The 19,644-nt window shown below is 66.8% G+C and carries 18 protein-coding genes; 7 read left to right on the forward strand and 11 right to left on the reverse strand.

Annotation, left to right across the window (positions count from 1 at the left end; genetic code table 11):
- Position 1: 1 nt before the first annotated feature.
- The 6 genes from EJE94_RS11230 to EJE94_RS11255 form a co-directional block, all read right to left on the reverse strand.
- Positions 2 to 283, reverse strand: a complete 282-nt coding sequence (locus tag EJE94_RS11230) for an FAD assembly factor SdhE (RefSeq protein ID WP_121241508.1) — start codon at positions 281 to 283, stop codon at positions 2 to 4.
- Between the two features lie 4 nt (positions 284 to 287).
- Entirely contained in the window at positions 288 to 1,004 is a 717-nt protein-coding gene (locus tag EJE94_RS11235; RefSeq protein ID WP_121241510.1) for a succinate dehydrogenase iron-sulfur subunit, read from the reverse strand.
- A gap of 16 nt (positions 1,005 to 1,020) precedes the next feature.
- Complete coding sequence (sdhA, locus tag EJE94_RS11240; protein ID WP_121241512.1) at positions 1,021 to 2,808, reverse strand: succinate dehydrogenase flavoprotein subunit; 1,788 nt, start codon at positions 2,806 to 2,808, stop codon at positions 1,021 to 1,023.
- A gap of 1 nt (position 2,809) precedes the next feature.
- Complete coding sequence (sdhD, locus tag EJE94_RS11245) at positions 2,810 to 3,151, reverse strand: succinate dehydrogenase, hydrophobic membrane anchor protein (protein WP_346252867.1); 342 nt, start codon at positions 3,149 to 3,151, stop codon at positions 2,810 to 2,812.
- Complete coding sequence (gene sdhC / locus EJE94_RS11250) at positions 3,151 to 3,543, reverse strand: succinate dehydrogenase, cytochrome b556 subunit (RefSeq protein WP_121241516.1); 393 nt, start codon at positions 3,541 to 3,543, stop codon at positions 3,151 to 3,153. The genes sdhD and sdhC overlap by 1 nt, the downstream gene beginning before the upstream one ends.
- 109 nt (positions 3,544 to 3,652) lie before the next feature.
- The gene (locus EJE94_RS11255) at positions 3,653 to 4,381 is read right to left on the reverse strand and encodes a GntR family transcriptional regulator (RefSeq protein WP_121242230.1); all 729 of its coding nucleotides are present in this window, start codon (positions 4,379 to 4,381) and stop codon (positions 3,653 to 3,655) included.
- A gap of 180 nt (positions 4,382 to 4,561) precedes the next feature.
- On the opposite strand from EJE94_RS11255, the gene EJE94_RS11260 reads away from it, so the two are divergent.
- The 3 genes from EJE94_RS11260 to acnB are packed head-to-tail and all read left to right on the forward strand — an operon-like array spanning position 4,562 to position 9,183.
- On the forward strand, positions 4,562 to 5,551 hold the full coding sequence (locus EJE94_RS11260; protein WP_121241518.1) for a malate dehydrogenase: 990 nt from the start codon (positions 4,562 to 4,564) through the stop codon (positions 5,549 to 5,551).
- A 16-nt stretch (positions 5,552 to 5,567) separates the two neighbouring features.
- Complete coding sequence (locus EJE94_RS11265) at positions 5,568 to 6,581, forward strand: HpcH/HpaI aldolase/citrate lyase family protein (protein ID WP_121241520.1); 1,014 nt, start codon at positions 5,568 to 5,570, stop codon at positions 6,579 to 6,581.
- 16 nt (positions 6,582 to 6,597) lie between these two features.
- Entirely contained in the window at positions 6,598 to 9,183 is a 2,586-nt protein-coding gene (acnB, locus tag EJE94_RS11270; RefSeq protein ID WP_121241522.1) for a bifunctional aconitate hydratase 2/2-methylisocitrate dehydratase, read from the forward strand.
- 90 nt (positions 9,184 to 9,273) lie between these two features.
- Here acnB and EJE94_RS11275 read toward each other — a convergent pair whose 3' ends face one another.
- Complete coding sequence (locus EJE94_RS11275) at positions 9,274 to 11,058, reverse strand: sensor domain-containing diguanylate cyclase (protein WP_165904815.1); 1,785 nt, start codon at positions 11,056 to 11,058, stop codon at positions 9,274 to 9,276.
- A 231-nt stretch (positions 11,059 to 11,289) separates the two neighbouring features.
- Between EJE94_RS11275 and EJE94_RS11280 the strand changes: the two genes are divergently transcribed.
- On the forward strand, positions 11,290 to 12,486 hold the full coding sequence (locus tag EJE94_RS11280) for a methionine gamma-lyase (RefSeq protein WP_121241526.1): 1,197 nt from the start codon (positions 11,290 to 11,292) through the stop codon (positions 12,484 to 12,486).
- A gap of 28 nt (positions 12,487 to 12,514) precedes the next feature.
- On the opposite strand, the gene pgm is transcribed toward EJE94_RS11280, so the two are convergent.
- A complete protein-coding gene (gene pgm, locus EJE94_RS11285) occupies positions 12,515 to 14,164 on the reverse strand; it encodes a phosphoglucomutase (alpha-D-glucose-1,6-bisphosphate-dependent) (RefSeq protein WP_121241528.1) in 1,650 nt (549 codons plus the stop codon).
- A 60-nt stretch (positions 14,165 to 14,224) separates the two neighbouring features.
- Positions 14,225 to 15,784 (reverse strand): Na+/H+ antiporter, encoded by a 1,560-nt coding sequence (locus EJE94_RS11290; protein ID WP_121241530.1) that lies wholly within the window; start codon positions 15,782 to 15,784, stop codon positions 14,225 to 14,227.
- Between the two features lie 108 nt (positions 15,785 to 15,892).
- Here EJE94_RS11290 and EJE94_RS11295 point away from each other — a divergent pair, with 108 nt between their 5' ends.
- Positions 15,893 to 17,104, forward strand: coding sequence for an MFS transporter (locus EJE94_RS11295; protein ID WP_121241532.1), 1,212 nt, complete (start codon positions 15,893 to 15,895; stop codon positions 17,102 to 17,104).
- A 3-nt stretch (positions 17,105 to 17,107) separates the two neighbouring features.
- Here EJE94_RS11295 and EJE94_RS11300 read toward each other — a convergent pair whose 3' ends face one another.
- Both EJE94_RS11300 and EJE94_RS11305 read right to left on the reverse strand, forming a co-directional pair.
- The gene (locus tag EJE94_RS11300) at positions 17,108 to 17,542 is read right to left on the reverse strand and encodes an SseB family protein (RefSeq protein ID WP_121241534.1); all 435 of its coding nucleotides are present in this window, start codon (positions 17,540 to 17,542) and stop codon (positions 17,108 to 17,110) included.
- Between the two features lie 57 nt (positions 17,543 to 17,599).
- Positions 17,600 to 18,148: a glycine zipper domain-containing protein gene (locus EJE94_RS11305; RefSeq protein WP_121241536.1), complete on the reverse strand. Its 549-nt coding sequence runs from the start codon at positions 18,146 to 18,148 to the stop codon at positions 17,600 to 17,602.
- A gap of 143 nt (positions 18,149 to 18,291) precedes the next feature.
- Here EJE94_RS11305 and EJE94_RS11310 point away from each other — a divergent pair, with 143 nt between their 5' ends.
- Both EJE94_RS11310 and EJE94_RS11315 read left to right on the forward strand, forming a co-directional pair.
- Positions 18,292 to 19,230: an AEC family transporter gene (locus EJE94_RS11310; protein ID WP_121241538.1), complete on the forward strand. Its 939-nt coding sequence runs from the start codon at positions 18,292 to 18,294 to the stop codon at positions 19,228 to 19,230.
- Entirely contained in the window at positions 19,230 to 19,643 is a 414-nt protein-coding gene (locus EJE94_RS11315; RefSeq protein ID WP_121241540.1) for an archease, read from the forward strand. Before EJE94_RS11310 ends, EJE94_RS11315 begins: the two co-directional genes overlap by 1 nt.
- The last annotated feature ends 1 nt before the right edge of the window (position 19,644 follow it).

Raw genomic sequence — 19,644 nt, forward strand, 5'->3', positions numbered from 1 at the left:
GTCAGTGCCTCTCTGTCGCAAAGGTGTTGAGATTCGGTGTTGCCTGCAGCCGGGCCAGCAGACGCTGCTGTGCCGGGTCTTCGCTCTGCCTGCGGCCGCTGACCAGTTCCCACAGGTCGTGGTCCTCCTCGGCCAGCAGTCCTTCCATCAAGTCCAGCGTACTTTCGTCGATATCGTCGCCCACCTCGCCCCAGAAACGCTGGAAGACGATGTCGAGCTCGAGCAGGGCTCGCCGGCAATGCCAGCGGAGCCTTCCGATGCGGACGCGGCGTGCTTCGTCCATTCTGTCAGATTGCCCGCTTGACCATCATCGCCTTGATCTTGCCGATCGCCAGCGTCGGGTTCAGGCCTTTCGGGCAGACGTCGACGCAGTTCATGATGGTGTGGCAGCGGAACAGGCGATAGGGGTCCTCGAGATTGTCGAGGCGCTCGCTCGTGGCCTGGTCGCGGGTGTCGGCGATGAAGCGGTAGGCGGCGAGCAGGCCGGCCGGGCCGACGAACTTGTCCGGGTTCCACCAGAACGAGGGGCAGGCGGTCGAGCAGCAGGCGCAGAGGATGCACTCGTAGAGGCCGTTGAGTTCCTCGCGATCCTCGGGGCTCTGCAGGCGCTCGCGCTCGGGTGGCGGGTCGTTGTTGATGAGGTAGGGCTTGATCGAGTGGTACTGCTTGAAGAACTGCGTCATGTCCACGATGAGGTCGCGGATCACCGGCAGGCCCGGCAGCGGGCGCAGCACGATCGGTTTGCCCTCGGGGAAGGTATTGAGGTCGGTGAGGCAGGCCAGGCCGTTCTTGCCGTTGATGTTGAGCGCGTCGGAGCCGCAGACGCCCTCGCGGCAGGAGCGGCGGAAGGAGATGGCGTCGTCCACCGCCTTGAGCTTGACCAGCGCGTCGAGCAGCTTGCGGTCGGTGCTGTCCACCTCGACCGAGATGTCCTGCATGTAGGGCTTCTGATCCTTGTCCGGATCGTAGCGATAGATCTTGAACTGGAGGGTGCGCGTCGTCATCGTCGCTCTCTCGATCTCAGTAGGCGCGCTTCTTCAGCGCGATGGTTTCGACGGTCAGTGGGGTCAGCTTCACCGACTTGTAGTCGAGGCGGTTGCCTTCCTTGTACCAGAGGCTGTGCTTGAGCCAGTTCTTGTCGTCGCGTCCGTCCGGGCATTCCGCCGTGTCGGGGCAGTCGTTGCGGACATGGGCGCCGCGCGATTCCTTGCGCGCCTCGGCCGAAATCATGGTCGACACGGCCACTTCGATCAGGTTGTCGAGTTCCAGCGCCTCGATGCGCGCGGTGTTGAAGACCTTGGACTTGTCCTTGATCTCGGTGCGCTGCACGTCCTTCTGCACCTCGAGGATCTTCTCTACGCCTTCCTTGAGCAGGTCGGCGAAGCGGAACACGCCGGCATGCTTTTGCATGGTGCGCTGCATCGCCAGTCGCGTCTCATGCACGTTGGCGCCGTCCTTCTGGCTGTTGAGGCGATCGACGCGGGCCAGCGCGCGGTCGATCTCCGACTGCGGCAGATCCTTGTGCGCCTTGGGCGACAGCTTGAGCGTCTCCACGGCGGTCTCGCCGGCCGACTTGCCGAAGACCAGCAGGTCGAGCAGCGAGTTGGTGCCGAGGCGGTTGGCGCCATGCACCGAGGCGCAGGCGCACTCGCCGGCAGCATAGAAGCCGGGGACGATCTCGTTCTGGCTGCGCTTGCCCGGGATCACGACCTGGCCGTTGTAGTTGGTCGGGATGCCGCCCATCTGGTAGTGGCAGGTCGGCACCACCGGGATCGGCTCCTTGATGCAGTCGACGCCGGCGAACTGGATGGCGATCTCGCGGATGCCCGGCAGTCGCTTCATGATGGTGGCCGGGTCGAGGTGGGTGATGTCGAGCAGGACGAAGTCCTTGTTCGGCCCGCAGCCGCGGCCCTCGTTGATCTCGGTGGTCATCGCGCGCGAGACCACGTCGCGCGAGGCGAGGTCCTTGGCGTTCGGGGCGTAGCGCTCCATGAAACGCTCGCCTTGCGCATTCCTCAGGATGCCGCCCTCGCCGCGCACGCCCTCGGTGATCAGCACGCCGGCACCGGCGACGCCGGTCGGGTGGAACTGCCAGAACTCCATGTCCTCGAGCGGGATGCCGGCGCGCGCCGCGATGCCGAGGCCGTCGCCGGTGTTGATGAAGGCATTGGTCGAGCTGTAGTAGATGCGCCCCGCCCCGCCCGTGGCGAAGATGGTGGCCTTGGCGTGGAAGACGACGATCTCGCCGGTTTCCATGTCCATGGCGGTGACGCCGAGCACTTCGCCCTCGGCGTCGCGCACCAGGTCCAGCGCCATCCACTCGACGAAGAACTGGGTGTTGGCCTTGACGTTGCGCTGGTACATCGCGTGCAGCATGGCGTGGCCGGTGCGGTCGGCCGCGGCGCAGGAGCGGCGCACCGGCTTCTCGCCGAAGTTCGACATGTGGCCGCCGAAGGGGCGCTGGTAGATGCGGCCGTTGTCGAGGCGGTCGAAGGGCATGCCGTAGTGCTCGAGCTCGATCACGCACTCGTTGGCCTTCTTGCACATGAACTCGATCGCGTCCTGGTCGCCGAGCCAGTCGGAGCCCTTGACGGTGTCGTACATGTGCCAGTGCCAGTTGTCTTCCTCGGAATTGCCGAGCGAGGCCGCTACCCCGCCCTGCGCCGCGACGGTGTGCGAGCGCGTCGGAAAGACCTTGGTGATCACGGCCGTCTTGAAGCCGGACTCGGAGAGCTGGATCGCGGCACGCAGGCCGGCGCCGCCGGCGCCGACGATGACCGCATCGAATTTGCGAACGGTGGGGTTCATCTCACAGCCTCCAGATCACTTGGATGGCCCAGCCGGCGTAGCCGATCAGGGCGATGGCCGTCAGGCTGTGCAGGGTCAGGCGGATGCCCGCGGGCTTGACATAGTCCATCCAGATGTCGCGCACGCCGATCCAGGCGTGCCAGCAGAGACTGATGATGAACAGGAAGGTGAAGAAGCGGACGAAGCCGTGCGACATCAGGGCGCGCCAGCCCTCCTGCCCATTCACGCCGGCCAGCAGCGCGGCCGCCATGAACAGCGTATACAGCGCCATCACGATGCCGGTGATGCGCTGCGTCAGCCAGTCCTTGAGCCCGTAATGGGCGCCAACGACGATGCGGTCCATCAGTAGATCCCCAGTAGTTTGGCGCCGAGAACGGCGGTGAGCGTCAGGCTCACGGCCATCACGGCGATCGATGAGTTGTGCGCCGACACCTTGTCGATGCCGACATGGATGTCGAGCAGCAGGATGCGCACGCCCATGCAGAAGTGATGCAGGAAGGCCCAGAGCAGACCCACCAGAACCAGTTTGACGAGGATGCAGTCGAAGAACGCCTTGAACTGGGCATAGGCTTCGGCTGTGGACAGCGACTTGTCGAGCAGCCAGATCAACAGCGGCAGCATCAGGAACAGGCCGATCCCGCTGACACGGTGGAAAATCGAGGCGTACCCGGCCAGCGGCAGGCGAATGGCGAAAAGGTTCAGAAACTTGGGTCTTGGCTTGATCAGTTCGGGCATCGTCTGCGCCTCACGAGATTTTGTATAAGACAGGTTGCTGCAAAGAAAAATTCTAGTTATCCAAGCTTACCCGTTTCTTGCACTGCAACAATGCGAAGCATAACAGCCGTCAGCCGAGTTCGTTGAGGTAGCAGTGGTCCTGCGTCAGATAGAGTCCGCGCCGCCATTCCATGGGCTTGTCTCCATAGGTGTAGCTGATGCGTTCGACCGACAGCAGCGGGCTGCCCTCGGCGACGTGCAGGATCTCGGCGCTGGCGCGATCGGCGGCCACCGCGCGGACCCGTTCGACGGCGCGGATCATGCGCACGCCGAAGCGCGATTCGAGGAGGGTATAGAAGGAGTCTTGCGCGTCCTTCATCATCTCGAGGTTGAGGCCGGCGAAGGTCTCGCCGGGCAGGTAGATTTCATCGGCGACGACGGCCTTGCCGGCGAATTCGAGGACGCGGCGCACGATCACGATCGGCTCGCCGACTTTCAGTTCGAGCGCCCGCGCCGCCTCGGGGCCGGCCTTGGCGCGCCAGCATTCGAGCGGGACGCTGCGCGCAGGTTCGATGATGCCGGAGAGCGGCACCAGGCGCAGGAAGCGGAAGAAGGCGCGCGGGTCGTTGTGCGTTGCAACGAAAGTACCCTTGCCCTGGCGGCGCAACAGCAGGTTTTCGGCCGCGAGTTCGTCGATGGCCTTGCGTACGGTACCCTGGCTCACGTTGAAGCGGGTGGCCAGTTCCATCTCGCTCGGAATCAGCTCGCCGGGGCGCCACTCGCCGGCCTCAAGGGCTTGAACGAGAAGGCTCTTTATCTGGCGATAGAGCGGGCTGTAGGTGGGGGATTCGCTCGACATCGGCGGCATTCAAGCACAAAATTTTACTATCGTCTATAGGTAGTCTTATAGCTTTTATAAGACATAAGATACTTATTGACACAGTGCAATATTCGCGGCTATGATCACCGACAGCTTTCATGGCTCAACAGCCGCCACCCCGACCCTAACCCGCCACTTCACCCGTCTAGGAGTTTTCTCATGGCCAAAGCCCCCGTTCGAGTCGCAGTCACCGGCGCCGCCGGTCAGATCGGCTACGCCCTGCTGTTCCGCATCGCCAGCGGCGAAATGCTCGGCAAGGACCAGCCCGTCATCCTGCAAATGCTTGAGCTGCCGATGGACAAGGCCCAGGCCGCGCTCAAGGGTGTGATGATGGAACTCGAGGACTGCGCCTTCCCGCTGCTGGCCGGCATGATCGGCACCTCCGATCCCAGGGTCGCCTTCAAGGATGCCCAGCAGGCCCTGCTGGTCGGCGCCAAGCCGCGCGGTCCGGGCATGGAGCGCAAGGACCTGCTGCTCGAGAACGCCAAGATCTTCACCGAGCAGGGCAAGGCCATCGATGAAGTCGCCGCCCGTGATCTGAAACTGATCGTCGTCGGCAACCCGGCCAACACCAACGCCCTGATCACCATGAACACCGCGAAGAGCCTGCCGCAGACAGCCTTCACCTCGATGATGCGCCTCGACCACAACCGCGCCATCTCGCAACTCGCCACCCGCACCCAGGCCAGCGTCACCGACGTCAAGAACATGGTCGTCTGGGGCAACCACTCGCCGACGATGTATCCGGACATCCGCTTCGCCACCGTGGCCGGCAAGGCCGCGCCCGCTCTCGTCAATGACGAGGCCTGGTACAAGAACGAATACATCCCGAAGGTCGGCAAGCGCGGCGCCGCCATCATCGAGGCGCGCGGCCTGTCCTCCGCCGCCTCGGCCGCCAACGCCGCCATCGACCACATGCGCGACTGGAATATGGGCACCAACGGCGCCTGGGTCACCATGGGCGTCGTCTCCGACGGTTCCTACGGCATTCCCGAAGGCATGATCTACGGCATGCCCTGCACCTGCTCGGGCGGCAAGTGGGAAGTGGTCAAGGGCCTCGAGATCGACGCCTTCTCGCGCGAGAAGATGGACTTCACGCTCAAGGAACTCACCGAAGAGCGCGACGGCGTCAAGCACCTGTTCGCTTGATTCCGGCGTCGGCAGGATGAATGCACAGCACCTCCATCCCGCCGACGTGCTGTACGCCGGCAGCAAGCCGTTTCCCGCGCTCGCCGCCTGCGAGCACTACGCCGGCTCGGAAAAGCTGATCCGCAAGTCGCTCGACCTGCAGAACGAACTGGGGCCGCTTTTCGACATCACCGCCGACTGCGAGGATGGTGCGCCCGCCGGCTTTGAGCTCGCCCACGCCACGATGATCGCGGCGCTGATCAACGACCCCGCCAATCGCCATGACCGCCTCGGCGCCCGCGTGCATGACGTGCGCCACCCGCTGTGGCGCGAGGAACTGGAAGCCATCGTCGGCCGGGCGGGCGAGCGCGTGGCCTATGTGGTCTTCCCCAAGCCCGAGTGCGCCGACGATGCGCTGGAGCAAATCACGGCGCTCGACGAACTGCGCGACCGCTACGGTATCCACCGCGAAATCCCGGTGCATGTCCTGATCGAAACCCACGGCGCCTTGCGCGAGGCTTGGCAGATCGCTGCCCTGCCCCACGTCGAGTCGATCGATTTCGGCCTGATGGACTTCGTTTCCGCGCATCACGGCGCGATTCCCGGTAGCGCCATGAAATCGCCGGGACAATTCACCCATCCGCTGGTCGCCCGCGCCAAGGCCGAGATCGCCGCGGCCGCGCTTGGCAACGGCGTCGTGCCGACGCACAACGTCAGCACCGAGCTGACCGACATGGACGCCGTGCGGGCCGATGCACGCCGCGCCCGCCTCGAGTTCGGTTACCTGCGCATGTGGAGCATCCACCCGGCGCAGATCAGTTCCATCGTCGAGGCGATGCGCCCCGATTTTGCCGAGGCGATCGAGGCCGCCGCAATCCTCGTCGCTGCACAGGATGCCGCCTGGGGCCCGATCCGTTTCGGTGGCCGCCTGCACGACCGCGCCTCCTACCGCTATTACTGGAACCTCCTTTGTCAGGCGCAGTCGACCGGATGCCAGCTGCCGGTCGACGTGCGCCAGCGATTCTTCCCCCAACCCCCACAGCCCCACTAATCGAGAGGAAATCACCATGCTCGAAGCCTACCGTGCCCATGTCGCCGAGCGCGCCGCGCTGGGCATCCCGCCCCTGCCCCTGACCAAACAGCAGACCGTCGACCTCGTCGCGCTGCTGCAGGCCCCGCCCAAGGGCGAGGAAGCCTTTCTCGTCGACCTCATCACCCACCGCGTGCCGGCCGGCGTGGACGACGCCGCCAAGGTCAAGGCCGAGTTTCTCCAAAAAGTCGGTGCTGGCGCCACGGCGTGCCCGCTGATCTCGCGCACCAAGGCCACCGAACTGCTCGGCACCATGCTCGGCGGCTACAACGTCAAGCCGCTGATCGACCTGCTCGACGACGCCGAGTGCGGCAAGACGGCAGCCGAGGCGCTGAAGAAGACGCTGCTGATGTTCGACTTCTTCCACGACGTCGCCGACAAGGCCAAGGCGGGCAATGCCAACGCCAAGTCCGTGATGCAATCATGGGCCGACGCCGAGTGGTTCACCTCGCGCCCCGACGTGCCGAAGAAAATCAGCGTCACCGTTTTCAAGGTCACCGGCGAGACCAACACCGACGATCTCTCGCCCGCACCCGACGCCTGGAGCCGCCCCGACATTCCGCTGCACGCGCTGGCCATGCTCAAGAACGCGCGGGAAGGCATCACGCCCGAGAAGCCGGGCGAGCGCGGCCCGATGAAGCTGATCGAAGAACTGAAGAAGAAGGGCCACCCCGTCGCCTATGTCGGCGACGTCGTCGGCACCGGCTCCTCGCGCAAGTCGGCGACCAACTCGGTGCTGTGGTGGACCGGCGACGACATCCCCTTCGTGCCGAACAAGCGCTACGGCGGCTACTGCCTCGGCGGCAAGATTGCGCCGATCTTCTTCAACACCCAGGAAGACGCCGGCGCCCTGCCCATCGAATGCGACGTCACCCAGCTCGACATGGGCGACGTCATCGACATCTATCCCTACGACAAGAAAGTCGAGAAGAACGGCGCCGTCGTCTCCACCTTCGACTACAAATCCGAAGTGCTGCTCGACGAAGTGCGCGCCGGCGGCCGCATCAACCTGATCATCGGCCGCGGCCTCACCACCCGGGCGCGCGAGGCGCTGGGCCTGCCCGTCTCCACCCTGTTCCGCCTGCCCAAGCCGCCGGTCGATAGCGGCAAGGGCTACACCGTGGCACAGAAGATGGTCGGTCGCGCCTGCGGCCTGCCCGAGGGCAAGGGCGTTCGCCCCGGCACCTATTGCGAGCCGCGCATGACCAGCGTCGGCAGCCAGGACACCACCGGCCCGATGACCCGCGACGAACTCAAGGATCTCGCCTGCCTCGGCTTCTCGGCCGACCTGGTGATGCAGTCCTTCTGCCACACCGCCGCCTATCCCAAGCTGGTCGACGTCAAGACCCACCGCACGCTGCCGAGCTTCATCACCGCCCGCGGCGGCATCTCGCTCAAGCCCGGCGACGGCGTGATCCATAGCTGGCTCAACCGCTTCCTGCTGCCGGACACCGTCGGCACCGGCGGCGACTCGCACACCCGCTTCCCCATCGGCATTTCCTTCCCCGCCGGTTCGGGCCTCGTCGCCTTCGCCGCGGCGACCGGCGTGATGCCGCTGGACATGCCGGAGTCGGTGCTGGTGCGCTTCAAGGGATCGCTTCAGCCCGGCATCACCCTGCGCGACATGGTCAACGCCATTCCCTACCAGGCCATCAAGCAGGGCCTGCTGACCGTCGCCAAGCAGGGCAAGAAGAACATCTTCTCCGGTCGCATCCTCGAGATCGAGGGCCTGCCGGACCTCAAGGTCGAGCAGGCCTTCGAGCTCACCGACGCTTCGGCCGAGCGTTCCGCCGCCGGCTGCACCGTGCGCCTGAACAAAGAGCCCATCGTCGAGTACATGCGTTCCAACATCACCCTGATGAAGTGGATGATCGCCGAGGGCTACGAGGACAAGCGGGCCCTGTCCCGCCGCATCAAGGCCATGGAGGAATGGATCGCCAACGGCACCCTGCTGCAGCCGGACGCCGACGCCGAGTACGCCGCCGTGATCGAGATCGACATGAGCGAGATCACCGAGCCGCTGCTGGCCTGCCCCAACGACCCGGACGACGTGAAGACGCTCTCGGCGGTGGCCGGCGACAAGATCGACGAGGTCTTCATCGGCAGCTGCATGACCAACATCGGCCACTTCCGCGCCGCCGGCAAGGTGCTCGACGGCAAGAGCGACATTCCGACGCGGCTGTGGATCGCCCCGCCGACCAAGATGGACGCGATGATCCTCAACGAGGAAGGCTACTACTCGGTGCTCGGCAAGTCCGGCGCGCGCATGGAAATGCCGGGCTGCAGCCTGTGCATGGGCAACCAGGCGCAGGTCAGGAAGGGCAGCACGGCGGTGTCGACCTCGACGCGCAACTTCCCCAACCGGCTCGGCATCGATACCCGCGTCTATCTTTCGTCGGCCGAACTGGCCGCGGTCTGCGCGCTGATGGGCAGGATCCCCACCAACGCCGAGTACCAGGAGCGCGTGCAGGCCGTCAATGCCAAGGCGGCAGACGTCTATCGCTACATGAACTTCGACCAGATCGCCGAGTTCAAGGAAGTGGCGGATACCGTCACCGTCTGAAACCTGCCGCTCGGGAAGGCCCGCCAGGCTCGGCCTGCGCGGGCCTTTTTCTTTCCGGAATCGAGTATTGGAACGAGCGGCAGCGGCTGCTCAAGCCACTTCGTTCAATTCCTGCAGTTCCGCGTCGCCGTCGCCTGCGGACATCCGGTCCGCCCGCACGACCCGGTTCCGCCCGGTCACCTTGGCCGAATAAAGCGCCGTGTCGACGATATTGATCAGTCCTTCAAGGTCCTGGCCGGCTGCCAATTGCCCGACGCCGAAGCTCGCGGTGACCTGCAACCGGACACTGCCCTGCGAGATGAGCAGGTCGCCCATGGCGATGCGGATGCGTTCCGCGAAATCGGCCGCCGCATTCACGTCGGTCTCGGGCAGCAAGAGGATGAATTCCTCCCCTCCCCAGCGGGCGACGATGTCGCCGCGCCGGATCGACCCGGCAAGCACCCCGCCGGTGTCCGTGAGGACCAGGTCGCCGACGGCGTGGCCATAGCGGTCATTGACGGCCTTGAAATGGTCCAGATCCATCAGGACCAGGGACAGCGGGCGCTGGTGCCGGATGGCCACACGGCAGGGAGCCTCCGCCTGCTCGTAGAAGCCGCGACGGTTGAAAATCTGTGTCAACGGGTCGATCCGGGCATCGCGTTCCGCGCGCTGGCGCTCGAGCATCTGCATGCGGACGAACTTCGCCAGTGCCAGCGACAGCAGCGTGGCGTCGAGCATCATGCCGACTTCCATGCCACGGTAGGTCCAGGTGTTGAAGGGAATGAGCCCCCATACCGAGAACAGCGTCAGGCCGACGCCGATCATGGACGCAATGGCCGCGACGAGGAAATAGCCGGCGGCATTCTGCCTTTGCCGCACCGCGTAGATGCCGAGGCCGAGCATTGTAAACACGAAGACCGCCATGACCACGAAGGCGAGCCAGACGGCCGCTTCGTGGAAGTCGGCCAGGATGATCGCCGCCATCAGCGCCAGCGCTGCCCGGGCCGACCAGCGCAGGACACGTCCGAGCTTCGGCGCCCGCTGGTCGAGCTCGAGAAACTCGCGGGCGAAACGCAGGCCGGTGCTCGCCGCAAGCACCATCAAGGCCAGGATGACATAGCGTTGAAACCCGGCCTCGTCCGGCCAGAGCCACGCGAGTCCCCGCCCGGTGTAGGCCAGGTTGGTGACGGCGAAGGTGACGAGGTAGCCAGAGTAGGAGAGGCTGTTCCGCCGCCCCAGGGTCAGGTACATCACCAGGTTGTAGATGATCAGCGCGCCGAGGAAGCCGTAGAAGAATCCGTAGGTGTAACGCTCGACGGCTGCGGCCCGCGCGGCGCGCTCCGGCCCGAGCAGGCGCACGTCGAGGACCAGCGGATCGTTCGTCGCCGCACGGATCAGCACCTCGCTGCGGCCGGGAGGAAAGCGGTATTCGAAGAGATAGCCCAGCGCATCGTCCAGATGCGGTGCGCCGGCGACCGCGTCACCCGTGCGCCAGCTTGTCGTTCCCTGCCCGGGATTGACGATGTGGACATCGAGATGATCGATCCAGGTGGGCTCGATGGCCAGATAACGCGTCACCGGCTGCGCCGACGGGTTGTCGACGCGAAGATGCGTCCAGATAGGGCGGTGTCCGATACCGAGGCCGATGACCTCCGTCGACGCGGCGGCAGTGAAGCCATCCGTTCCGACCAGGCGGAGCACGTCGGCAAGGGACATGGCCGATCCGCTTTCGTCGAGCACGGTCATGTGCGCGCCCAGCGGGTGCGCCGGGGGCGACACCGCGCTGACGGCATCGGGCCCGTCTGCGAACGCGGACGAGGCCACCCAGGGAAGCACGATGGCAATCAGCAGATGGCGGAACGAACGCAGCACCGAAATCAACGCCGAATCCGACATGCTGCGGCCACATTGCTGGTGCTGGTCAAACCATACTCCCGGACTTTGGCGTTGATTTCTGCACAAACGCCGTTCCATGGCGCGGCTGGTTCGTGATTTTGGCCTATATCGCCACGCAAAACCCTCTACTTTCAATATTTTTGAGTTCGGGTCGTGGCGGCAGCGATTCGCTTCTGAACGTGGTCCGCCGGTAAGATTCGGGACACCCCTCTTTCATTCCAAGGCCGCACCATGAGCAACCACCCCTCCGCCCGCCCCGGCTTCGCCACCCGCGCCATCCACCACGGCTACGACGCCTACGCCGGCCACGGCTCGCTCAACCCGCCGGTCTATCTCAGTTCGACCTACACTTTTCCCACGGTCGAGGACGGCAGCGCGCGCTTCGCCGGCGAGCAGGCCGGCTTCGTCTATTCGCGCGTCGGCAATCCGACCACTGCGCTGCTCGAGGCGCGGCTCGCCGATCTCGAAGGCGGCGAGGCGGCGCTGGTGACGGCCTCCGGCCAGGGCGCCACCACCTCGCTGTTGTGGACGCTGCTGGCGCCGGGCGACGAGATCATCGCCGACAAGACGCTCTACGGCTGCACCTTCGGCTTCTTCAACCACGGTCTGGCCAAGTTCGGCGTCAAGGTCACCCACGTCGACCTCACCGATCCCGCCAACCTCGCCGCAGCCATCAGCCCGGCGACCAAGGTCGTCTTCTTCGAGTCGCCCGCCAATCCCAACATGCGCCTGGTCGACATCGCCGCGATCGCCGCCATCGCGCGCGGCCACGGCGCGAAGACGGTGGTCGACAATACCTACTGCACGCCCTACCTGCAGCGCCCGCTCGAACTCGGCGCCGACTTCGTCGTGCATTCGGCGACCAAGTATCTCGGCGGCCACGGCGACCTGCTCGCCGGCGCCATCGTCGGCCCCCTGGAAACCCTGACCCAGGTGCGCTTCTACGGCCTCAAGGACATGACCGGCGCCGTGCTGTCGGCACAGGATGCATTCCTCGTGCTGCGCGGCCTGAAGACGCTCAACCTGCGCATGGACCGCCACTGCGCCAACGCCCAGGCCGTGGCCGAATTCCTCGCCGCGCATCCCAAGGTGGCCGTCGTCCACTTCCCCGGCCTGCCGACCTTTCCCCAGTACGAACTGTGCCGCCGCCAGATGGCGCAGCCCGGCGGCATGATCGCCTTCGAACTCAAGGGCGGCATCGAGGCCGGCCGCCGCTTCATGAACGCGCTGCAGCTGTTCACCCGCGCCGTCAGCCTCGGCGACGCCGAGAGCCTGGCCCAACATCCGGCCAGCATGACCCACGCCTTCTACACGCCCGAGGAGCGGGTGCATCACCTGATCGGCGAGGGGCTGGTGCGGCTGTCGGTCGGCCTCGAAGATGCGGCCGACCTGCTCGACGATCTGCGCCAGGCGCTGGAGGCGGCGTAGCGCCAGAGCCGACTTTTCGGTCCGCCGCTCAGGCGGCGAGCGCGTCGGTCACGATCTTCTGCGCCTCGGCGACGATCTGCTGCAGGTGCTCGGCGCTTTTGAAGCTTTCGGCGTAGAGCTTGTAGATGTCCTCGGTGCCCGAGGGCCGGGCGGCGAACCAGCCGTTGGCCGTGGCCACCTTGAGGCCGCCGATGGGCGCGTCGTTCCCCGGTGCCCGCGTCAGGCGCGCGACGATGGGGTCGCCCGCCAGCGTGGCGGCGGCGACGCGCTCGCCGGTGAGCTGCTTGAAGGCGGCCTTCTGCGCCGGGCTGGCCGGGGCGTCGATGCGGACGTAGTACGGCGTGCCGTACTGCGCGGCGAGATCCTGGTAGTGGCGGCCCGGATCCTTGCCGGTGACGGCGGTGATCTCCGCCGCGAGCAGGCCGAGGATGATGCCGTCCTTGTCGGTGGTCCAGGCGCTGCCGTCGCGGCGCAGGAAGCTCGCGCCGGCGCTCTCCTCGCCGCCGAAGCAGAAGCCGCCCTCGTTCGCCGGATTCAGCAGCCCCGCCGAGAACCACTTGAAGCCCACCGGCACCTCGAGGAACTTGCGGCCGAGGCCGGTGACCACGCGGTCGATGAGCCCGGAGGAAACGAGCGTCTTGCCCACCGCCGCGCCCGCGGGCCACTGCGGCCGGTGGCCCAGCAGGTAGTGGATGGCGACGGCGAGATAGTGGTTGGGATTCATCAGCCCGACCGAGGGCGTGACGATGCCGTGGCGGTCCACGTCGGCATCGTTGCCCCAGGCGATGTCGTAGCGGTCCTTGAGCTTCACCAGGCTCGCCATGGCATAGGGGCTGGAGCAGTCCATGCGGATCTTGGCGTCGTGGTCGAGCGTCATGAAGGCGAAGGCCGGATCGACGCGCGGGTTCACCACCTCGATGTTCAGGCCGTAGCGTGCGGCGATCGGCTGCCAATAGGCGACTGCGGCACCGCCGAGCGGATCGACCCCGATCCTGAGCCCGGCCTTGGCGATGGCCTCCATGTCGATGACGCTTCCGAGATCGGCGATGTAGGCCGCGGCGAAATCCTCGGCGCGGACGCAGGCGGCGGCCATGGCCTGCTCGTAGGGCAGGCGCTTCACCCCGCGGTTGCCGTCCGCCATCAGCGCGTTTGCACGCTGCTCGATCCAGCCGGTGGCGTCGGTGTCGGCCGGGCCGCCGTGGGGCGGGTTGTACTTGATGCCGCCGTCCTGCGGCGGGTTGTGCGAGGGCGTGATGACGATGCCGTCGGCGCGCGGCGCCGCCTTGTCGGCGTTATGGACGAGGATGGCACGCGAGATCACCGGCGTCGGCGTATAGCCGTCGTCGGACTGGATGCGGGTGTCGACGCCGTTGGCGGCCAGCACTTCGAGCGCATTGCGCTGCGCCGGCTCGGACAGCGCATGGCTGTCCTTGCCGAGGAACAGCGGGCCGGCGATGCCCTGCTGCGCGCGGTACTCGCACACCGCCTGGGTGATGGCGAGGATGTGCGCCTCGTTGAAGCTGCCGTTGAAGGCGGTGCCTCGATGGCCGCTGGTGCCGAAGGCGACGCGCCGCGTCGGGTCGCTGACGTCGGGCACGGTGCGGTAGGCGGCCAGCAGCGCGGGAATGTCGGTGAGGCTGGACGGCGGTGCCGGCTGGCCGGCGAGGGGGTGGGCCATGATCTGTCTCCGTTATCTCTTCGGGTCAGGCGCGATTATCCGCCGCCCCCGTCGAAACGGCTACAGGCGCGCCTCCTGATAGTCGAGGATTTCCTCGAGATGGTGCATGACTTCGTCGCTGATCTCGCTGGCGCGCCAGAGCCGGATCAGTTCCCTGCGCTCGGCCTGGATCGCGGCGCGGCGCACGCGGGCCAGCAGTTCGGCGCGCGGCGTCGCATCCGTGTCGTCGGGCGCGAGCAGCGCGATGCGGTCGGCGATGACCGTGCGCAGCTGATCGGCCCACTCGGTGGGGACGCCCTCGGCGGCCAGCATCTCTTCGATGGCCGCCAGTGCCGCCGCGCTCATCGCTGCGCGCACGCGCTGCTGCTCGTCCTTGAGGCTCCAGTTCGAACCGACCTTGAGCTTGCGGATCAGCGCCGGCAGGGTCAGGCCCTGCCCCACCAGCGTCACCGCGATGACGAAGAAGGTCAGGAAGATGATCAAATCGCGCTGCGGAAAGGGCTCGCCGTTGGGCAGGGCCACCGGCAGCGCCAGGGCCGCCGCCAGCGAGACGATGCCGCGCATGCCGCACCAGCTCATGATCCCCAGCTCGCGCTTGCGGAAGTTCGCATCGCCCTCGCGCAGGCTGCCGCTGAGCCAGCGCGGCAGGTAGGCCACCGGATAGACCCAGGCGAAGCGCACGGCGATCGCCACCGCGCTGACGAACAGCCCCCCGCCGATCAGCTGCGCGGCGGAGTAGTGAGCCAGATTCTCCAGCACGTCCGACATCTGCAGGCCGATCAGCATGAAGACCAGGGTGTTGAGCATGAAGACGAAGATGTTCCAGACGGAGCGCGCGAGGATGCGCATTTCGGCCGAGACGATTTCCGGGGAATGACGCCCGCGCACGATGCCCGCCGCCACCACCGCCAGCACGCCCGAGGCATGCACCGATTCGGCGACGACGTAGGTGAAATAGGGCACGATCAGCGACACCAGCATCTCGAGCATGGGGTCGCCCAGACGGCGGTGGATCTCGATAGAAGCGTAGGCGAGAGCGAGGCCGATGGCGATGCCGCCCACCGCCACGCCGACGAACTGCACGCCGGCGTCGGCCAGCGAGAAGGCCCCGGTGAGCACCGCGGCGATCGCGAACTTGTAGATCACCAGGCCGGAGGCGTCGTTCACCAGGCTCTCGCCCTCGAGCACGGTGACGATGCGGCGCGGGATGTTGAGCCGCGAGAGAATCGCGGTCGCCGCCACGGCATCGGGCGGCGAGACGATGGCGCCGAAGACGAAGGCCGCCGCCCAGGGCACCTCGGGCACCACGAACTTGAGCGCCGCGCCGACGATGAGGGTGGTCGCGATGACCAGGCCGATCGCCAGCAGGCCGATCGGGCGGATGTTGGCCTTGAAATCGTTCCATGACGTCAACAGCGCCGCCTGGTAGAGAATGGGCGGCAGCACCAGCACCAGGATCACTTGCGGATCGAAGGGAAACTGCGGCAGCTTTGGAATGAAGCCGAGGGCGAGGCCGCCGGCCACCAGCGCGATCGGGTAGGGGAAACTCAAGCGGCGGGCGATCCAGCCCAGGACGACGGCGCACAGCAACAGCAGGAGCACGAGTTCGAGCAACAGCATGGCGTATGGCGAAAACGGATGGTTACTCGGGTGACGGCAGGGGCCGCGGCATTATCCCCGAATTCCCGCCCCTGATCGTCCGAGCCCGCCGAAGCGCACAATCTCACCATGAGCGACCCCGCCCTGCCCCTGCCCCCCGAGCGCGAACGCCTGCTGCTGCTGACGCTGGCCGGCATCCAGCTCGCCCACATCGTGGACTTCATGGTGATGATGCCGCTGGGCCCGATCCTGATGCGCGAACTCGGCGTCGGCACCCACGAGTTCGGCCTGCTCGTCTCGGCCTACACCTTCACCGCCGCGGCGTCGGGGGTGCTCGTCGCCAGCTTCATCGACCGTTTCGAGCGCAAGCGCCTGCTGCTGGCGATGCTCGCGCTGTTCGCGCTGGCGACGCTCTCCTGCGCGCTGGCGCCGGACTTCGCCAGCCTGCTGTTCGCCCGTGGTGCCGCCGGTGCCTTCGGCGGCGTGCTGGGCGCCATGGTGCAGACCATGGTCGGCGACCTGGTGCCCTTCGAGCGGCGCGGCCGCGCCAGCGGCACCATCATGGCGGCGTTCTCGCTGTCCACCATCGCCGGCGTGCCCCTGTCGCTCTGGCTCGCCAACCATTTCGGCTGGCGCTTCCCCTTCCTGCTGGTCGGCGTCCTCGCCGCGGTCTTCCTCGCCCTGGCCTGGCGGCTGCTGCCGCGGCTGCGCGGCCATTTGGTCGCGGCGGGCGAACGCGCCCACCCGCTGGCGGCGATGGCGGCCGTGCTGCGCGACGCCAACCATCTGCGGGCGCTCGGCTTCCTTGCCCTGGTGGTTTTCGCCAGCTTCATGGTGATTCCCTACATCACCATCGTCCTCGTCGGCAACGTCGGCGTGGCACAGGCCGACATCCCGCTGGTCTACCTCTGCGGCGGCGTGGCTTCGCTGCTTTCCGCGCGCTGGATCGGCCGCCGCGCCGACCGCCACGGCAAGGTGCGCGTCTACCGCGTCGTCGCCGCGGGCTCGATCCTGCCGCTGCTGCTGATCACCCACCTCACGGCGGTGCCGCTGGGCGCGGTGCTGGTCGTCACGACGCTGTTCTTCATCCTGGTGCCGGGGCGCATGGTGCCGGCCATGGCCATCGTCACCTCGGCGGCGCAGCCGGCGCTGCGCGGGACCTTCCTCGCGATCAACGCCGCCGTGCTGCAACTGGCCTCGGGCATCGCCGCCGTCGTCGGCGGCCTGATCATCGCCACCGATGCGGCGGGAACGATCACGCGCTACGACTGGAGCGGCTACCTGGCGACGGGGGTGACGCTGCTGGCCATCGCCGCAGTCGGCCGCGTGAAAATGCGCTAGGCGCTAGTTCCTGGCGGCGTCGGCCGCCAGAATTTCCAACATCTGGCCGACGATTTCCGGCTCGATGTCGATGCCGGCATCGAGGCCGGGATTCACCGAGATGGCGAAGCCGGCGTCCATGCGCTCGACGATCCAGGAGAACTCGGCCAGCAGGCCGCCGCTGTAGCCTGGCATTTCGGCGAGGAAGTCGCGCGCCCGCTCCGGGCTGGTGAACAGGACGAGGATGCGCATGCCCTCGTCGTCCTCGACGACCAGCGGCGTCGCCTTGGTCGTGAGCTGAAAGCCCTTGATGCCGCTGTCCTTGTCATCCCGGACCGGGATGAATATCTGCTGCACCATCAGCTCGCGCATGAAGTCCTCGCTCGACAGCTCGCCGTTCATGGCGGCGAGCAGCTTGTGCTCGAGCTCGTTTTTCGCTTCGAAGACGGATTCGTTCATGATGGCTTTCCGGAAATAGGGTCGCCCTTTATATTGCGCCGCCCCGCCGGAAATCAATCAGCAGTCCTTGTACTTGCCGTAGGCATGGCCGCGACCGGGGTGTTCCTCGTGGCAGCGCTCCTTCTTCTTGTGCTTCTTCTTGCCCTTCTTGCCGTCGTGGTCATCGTCGTAGTAGGCGACACGGCGCGTATCGTCGTAGCGCGGGGCGCTGGCCGTCTTCAGCGACGTCGTCTGCGCATTGGCTTCGCCCACGCTCTTGCCGACCACCGCACCGGAAGCCCCGCCGACACCGGCCCCGACCACCGCGCCGGTCTTGCCGCCGACCGACTGGCCCACGGCCGCGCCCGCGCCGCCACCCAAGGCACCGCCGACGATGGCACCGGTCTTGCCCGTGCCCTCGGTGGTCACTGCAGCCCCGGCGCCGCCGCCGAGCGCGCCGCCGACGATGGCGCCGGTCTTGCCGCCGAAGGTCTGGCCAACCGCCGCGCCGACGGCCGCGCCGCCGCCCCCGCCGATCGCCGTCTTGACCTCGTCCGCAGCCAGCGCCGCGCCCGACATGAGAAACGCGGCGATGGCCGCGACGGAAATCCTGTCCCTGCAATTCATGCTTGAGCCTCTCTGAGCCTTATGGAGGCGCGTACTTTAACGGCTGGCGACGCCTTGTCCAGAAGAAAGTCTGCGGCGGTGTGACTTTCGCACGGACCGGCGGCGCCTCCCCTAAAATGCCGGCTCATCCCGCCCCGGCAGCCATGTCCGCCTTCCTCCACCACTTCGCCCTCGCCAGCCCGCTGTTCCTGCTCGTGCTGATCGGCTACGGCGTAGCGCGTTCGGGCCGCTGGCCGCTGTCGGTGTCCGACGCGCTGGGGCGCTTTGCCTACGCGGTGGCCATGCCGGCCATGCTGTTCCGCATGATGAGCGACTTCTCGAAGATGCCGCCGGTCGATGTCCGTCTGCTGCTGGCCTTCTTCGGCGGCTGCCTGATCGTCTTCTTCATCGGGCGGCTGGTCGCCGCGACCCTGTTCCGCCTCGACGGTGTGGCGCAATCGGTGTTCGCGCTGGGCGGCGTCTTCTCCAACAACGTCATGCTCGGCGTCGCCATCGCCAAGACCACGCTCGGCGACGCCGCCCTGCCGACCGTCTCGCTGATCATCGTCTTCAACGCGCTGATCCTGTGGACCCTGGTCACGCTCTCGGTCGAATGGGCGCGCCACGGCGAGTTCTCGCTGCGCGGCTTCGGCAAGACCGCGCGCGGCGTGCTGACCAATCCCATCGTCGCCTCCATCCTCGCCGGCACCGCCTGGGGCTTCGCCGCCCTGCCGCTGCCGGCCTTCGTCGACGCGCCGCTGGCGATGCTCGGCCAGGCCGCGGTACCGCTCTCGCTGGTCGCGCTCGGCATGAGCCTGGCCGAGTACCCGGTGCGCGAGGGCCTCGGCCAGAGCCTCGTCATCAGCGCGATCAAGCTCGTCGTGCAGCCCTTCGTCGTCTGGCTGCTGGCCCGCGCACTGGGCCTGCCGCCGCTCGAGACCCAGGTGGTGACGCTGCTCGCCGCCCTGGCGATGGGCGTCAATGTCTACATGATGTCGCAGCAGTTCCGCACCATGCAGGGCCCGGTGGCGGCCAGCCTGGTGCTCACCACGCTGCTCTCCGCCTTCACCGCGCCGCTGGTGCTGGCGCTGGTGGCACGCTGATGCCCTGGGAAACCTTCGCCCATGAGGCCGACGTCGGCGTGCGCGGCAGCGGCGCGACGCTGGCCGAGGCCTTCGCCGGCGCCGCGATGGCGATGACGGCGGCGATCTGCGATCCGCAAAAAGTCGGTGCCGGCGTGACGGTGAACATCGAATGCGCGGCGCCCGACCTTGATCTGCTGCTGCTCGACTGGCTCAACGCGCTGGTCTACGAGATGGCCACGCGGCGCATGCTGTTCTCGCGCTTCGATGTGCGCATCGAGGATAACCGCCTGGCCGCGACGGCCACGGGTGAAGCGGTGGATGTCGGCCGCCACGCGCCGGCGGCCGAGGTCAAAGGTGCGACCTTCTGCGAACTGGCGGTCCGCCAGTCGCCCGACGGAACGTGGACAGCGCAGTGCATCGTCGACGTGTGAG

Source organism: Sulfurisoma sediminicola (genome assembly GCF_003865015.1).
Taxonomy (GTDB): Bacteria; Pseudomonadota; Gammaproteobacteria; order Burkholderiales; family Rhodocyclaceae; genus Sulfurisoma; species Sulfurisoma sediminicola.

What these genes read in the sequence shown, in the direction of transcription:
- EJE94_RS11230 (WP_121241508.1), bottom strand. Translation starts at nt 283, where the DNA reads ATGGACGAAGCACGCCGCGTCCGCATCGGAAGGCTCCGCTGGCATTGC.
- EJE94_RS11235 (WP_121241510.1), bottom strand. Translation starts at nt 1,004, where the DNA reads ATGACGACGCGCACCCTCCAGTTCAAGATCTATCGCTACGATCCGGAC.
- sdhA (WP_121241512.1), bottom strand. Translation starts at nt 2,808, where the DNA reads ATGAACCCCACCGTTCGCAAATTCGATGCGGTCATCGTCGGCGCCGGC.
- sdhD (WP_346252867.1), bottom strand. Translation starts at nt 3,151, where the DNA reads ATGGACCGCATCGTCGTTGGCGCCCATTACGGGCTCAAGGACTGGCTG.
- sdhC (WP_121241516.1), bottom strand. Translation starts at nt 3,543, where the DNA reads ATGCCCGAACTGATCAAGCCAAGACCCAAGTTTCTGAACCTTTTCGCC.
- EJE94_RS11255 (WP_121242230.1), bottom strand. Translation starts at nt 4,381, where the DNA reads ATGTCGAGCGAATCCCCCACCTACAGCCCGCTCTATCGCCAGATAAAG.
- EJE94_RS11260 (WP_121241518.1), top strand. Translation starts at nt 4,562, where the DNA reads ATGGCCAAAGCCCCCGTTCGAGTCGCAGTCACCGGCGCCGCCGGTCAG.
- EJE94_RS11265 (WP_121241520.1), top strand. Translation starts at nt 5,568, where the DNA reads ATGAATGCACAGCACCTCCATCCCGCCGACGTGCTGTACGCCGGCAGC.
- acnB (WP_121241522.1), top strand. Translation starts at nt 6,598, where the DNA reads ATGCTCGAAGCCTACCGTGCCCATGTCGCCGAGCGCGCCGCGCTGGGC.
- EJE94_RS11275 (WP_165904815.1), bottom strand. Translation starts at nt 11,058, where the DNA reads ATGTCGGATTCGGCGTTGATTTCGGTGCTGCGTTCGTTCCGCCATCTG.
- EJE94_RS11280 (WP_121241526.1), top strand. Translation starts at nt 11,290, where the DNA reads ATGAGCAACCACCCCTCCGCCCGCCCCGGCTTCGCCACCCGCGCCATC.
- pgm (WP_121241528.1), bottom strand. Translation starts at nt 14,164, where the DNA reads ATGGCCCACCCCCTCGCCGGCCAGCCGGCACCGCCGTCCAGCCTCACC.
- EJE94_RS11290 (WP_121241530.1), bottom strand. Translation starts at nt 15,784, where the DNA reads ATGCTGTTGCTCGAACTCGTGCTCCTGCTGTTGCTGTGCGCCGTCGTC.
- EJE94_RS11295 (WP_121241532.1), top strand. Translation starts at nt 15,893, where the DNA reads ATGAGCGACCCCGCCCTGCCCCTGCCCCCCGAGCGCGAACGCCTGCTG.
- EJE94_RS11300 (WP_121241534.1), bottom strand. Translation starts at nt 17,542, where the DNA reads ATGAACGAATCCGTCTTCGAAGCGAAAAACGAGCTCGAGCACAAGCTG.
- EJE94_RS11305 (WP_121241536.1), bottom strand. Translation starts at nt 18,148, where the DNA reads ATGAATTGCAGGGACAGGATTTCCGTCGCGGCCATCGCCGCGTTTCTC.
- EJE94_RS11310 (WP_121241538.1), top strand. Translation starts at nt 18,292, where the DNA reads ATGTCCGCCTTCCTCCACCACTTCGCCCTCGCCAGCCCGCTGTTCCTG.
- EJE94_RS11315 (WP_121241540.1), top strand. Translation starts at nt 19,230, where the DNA reads ATGCCCTGGGAAACCTTCGCCCATGAGGCCGACGTCGGCGTGCGCGGC.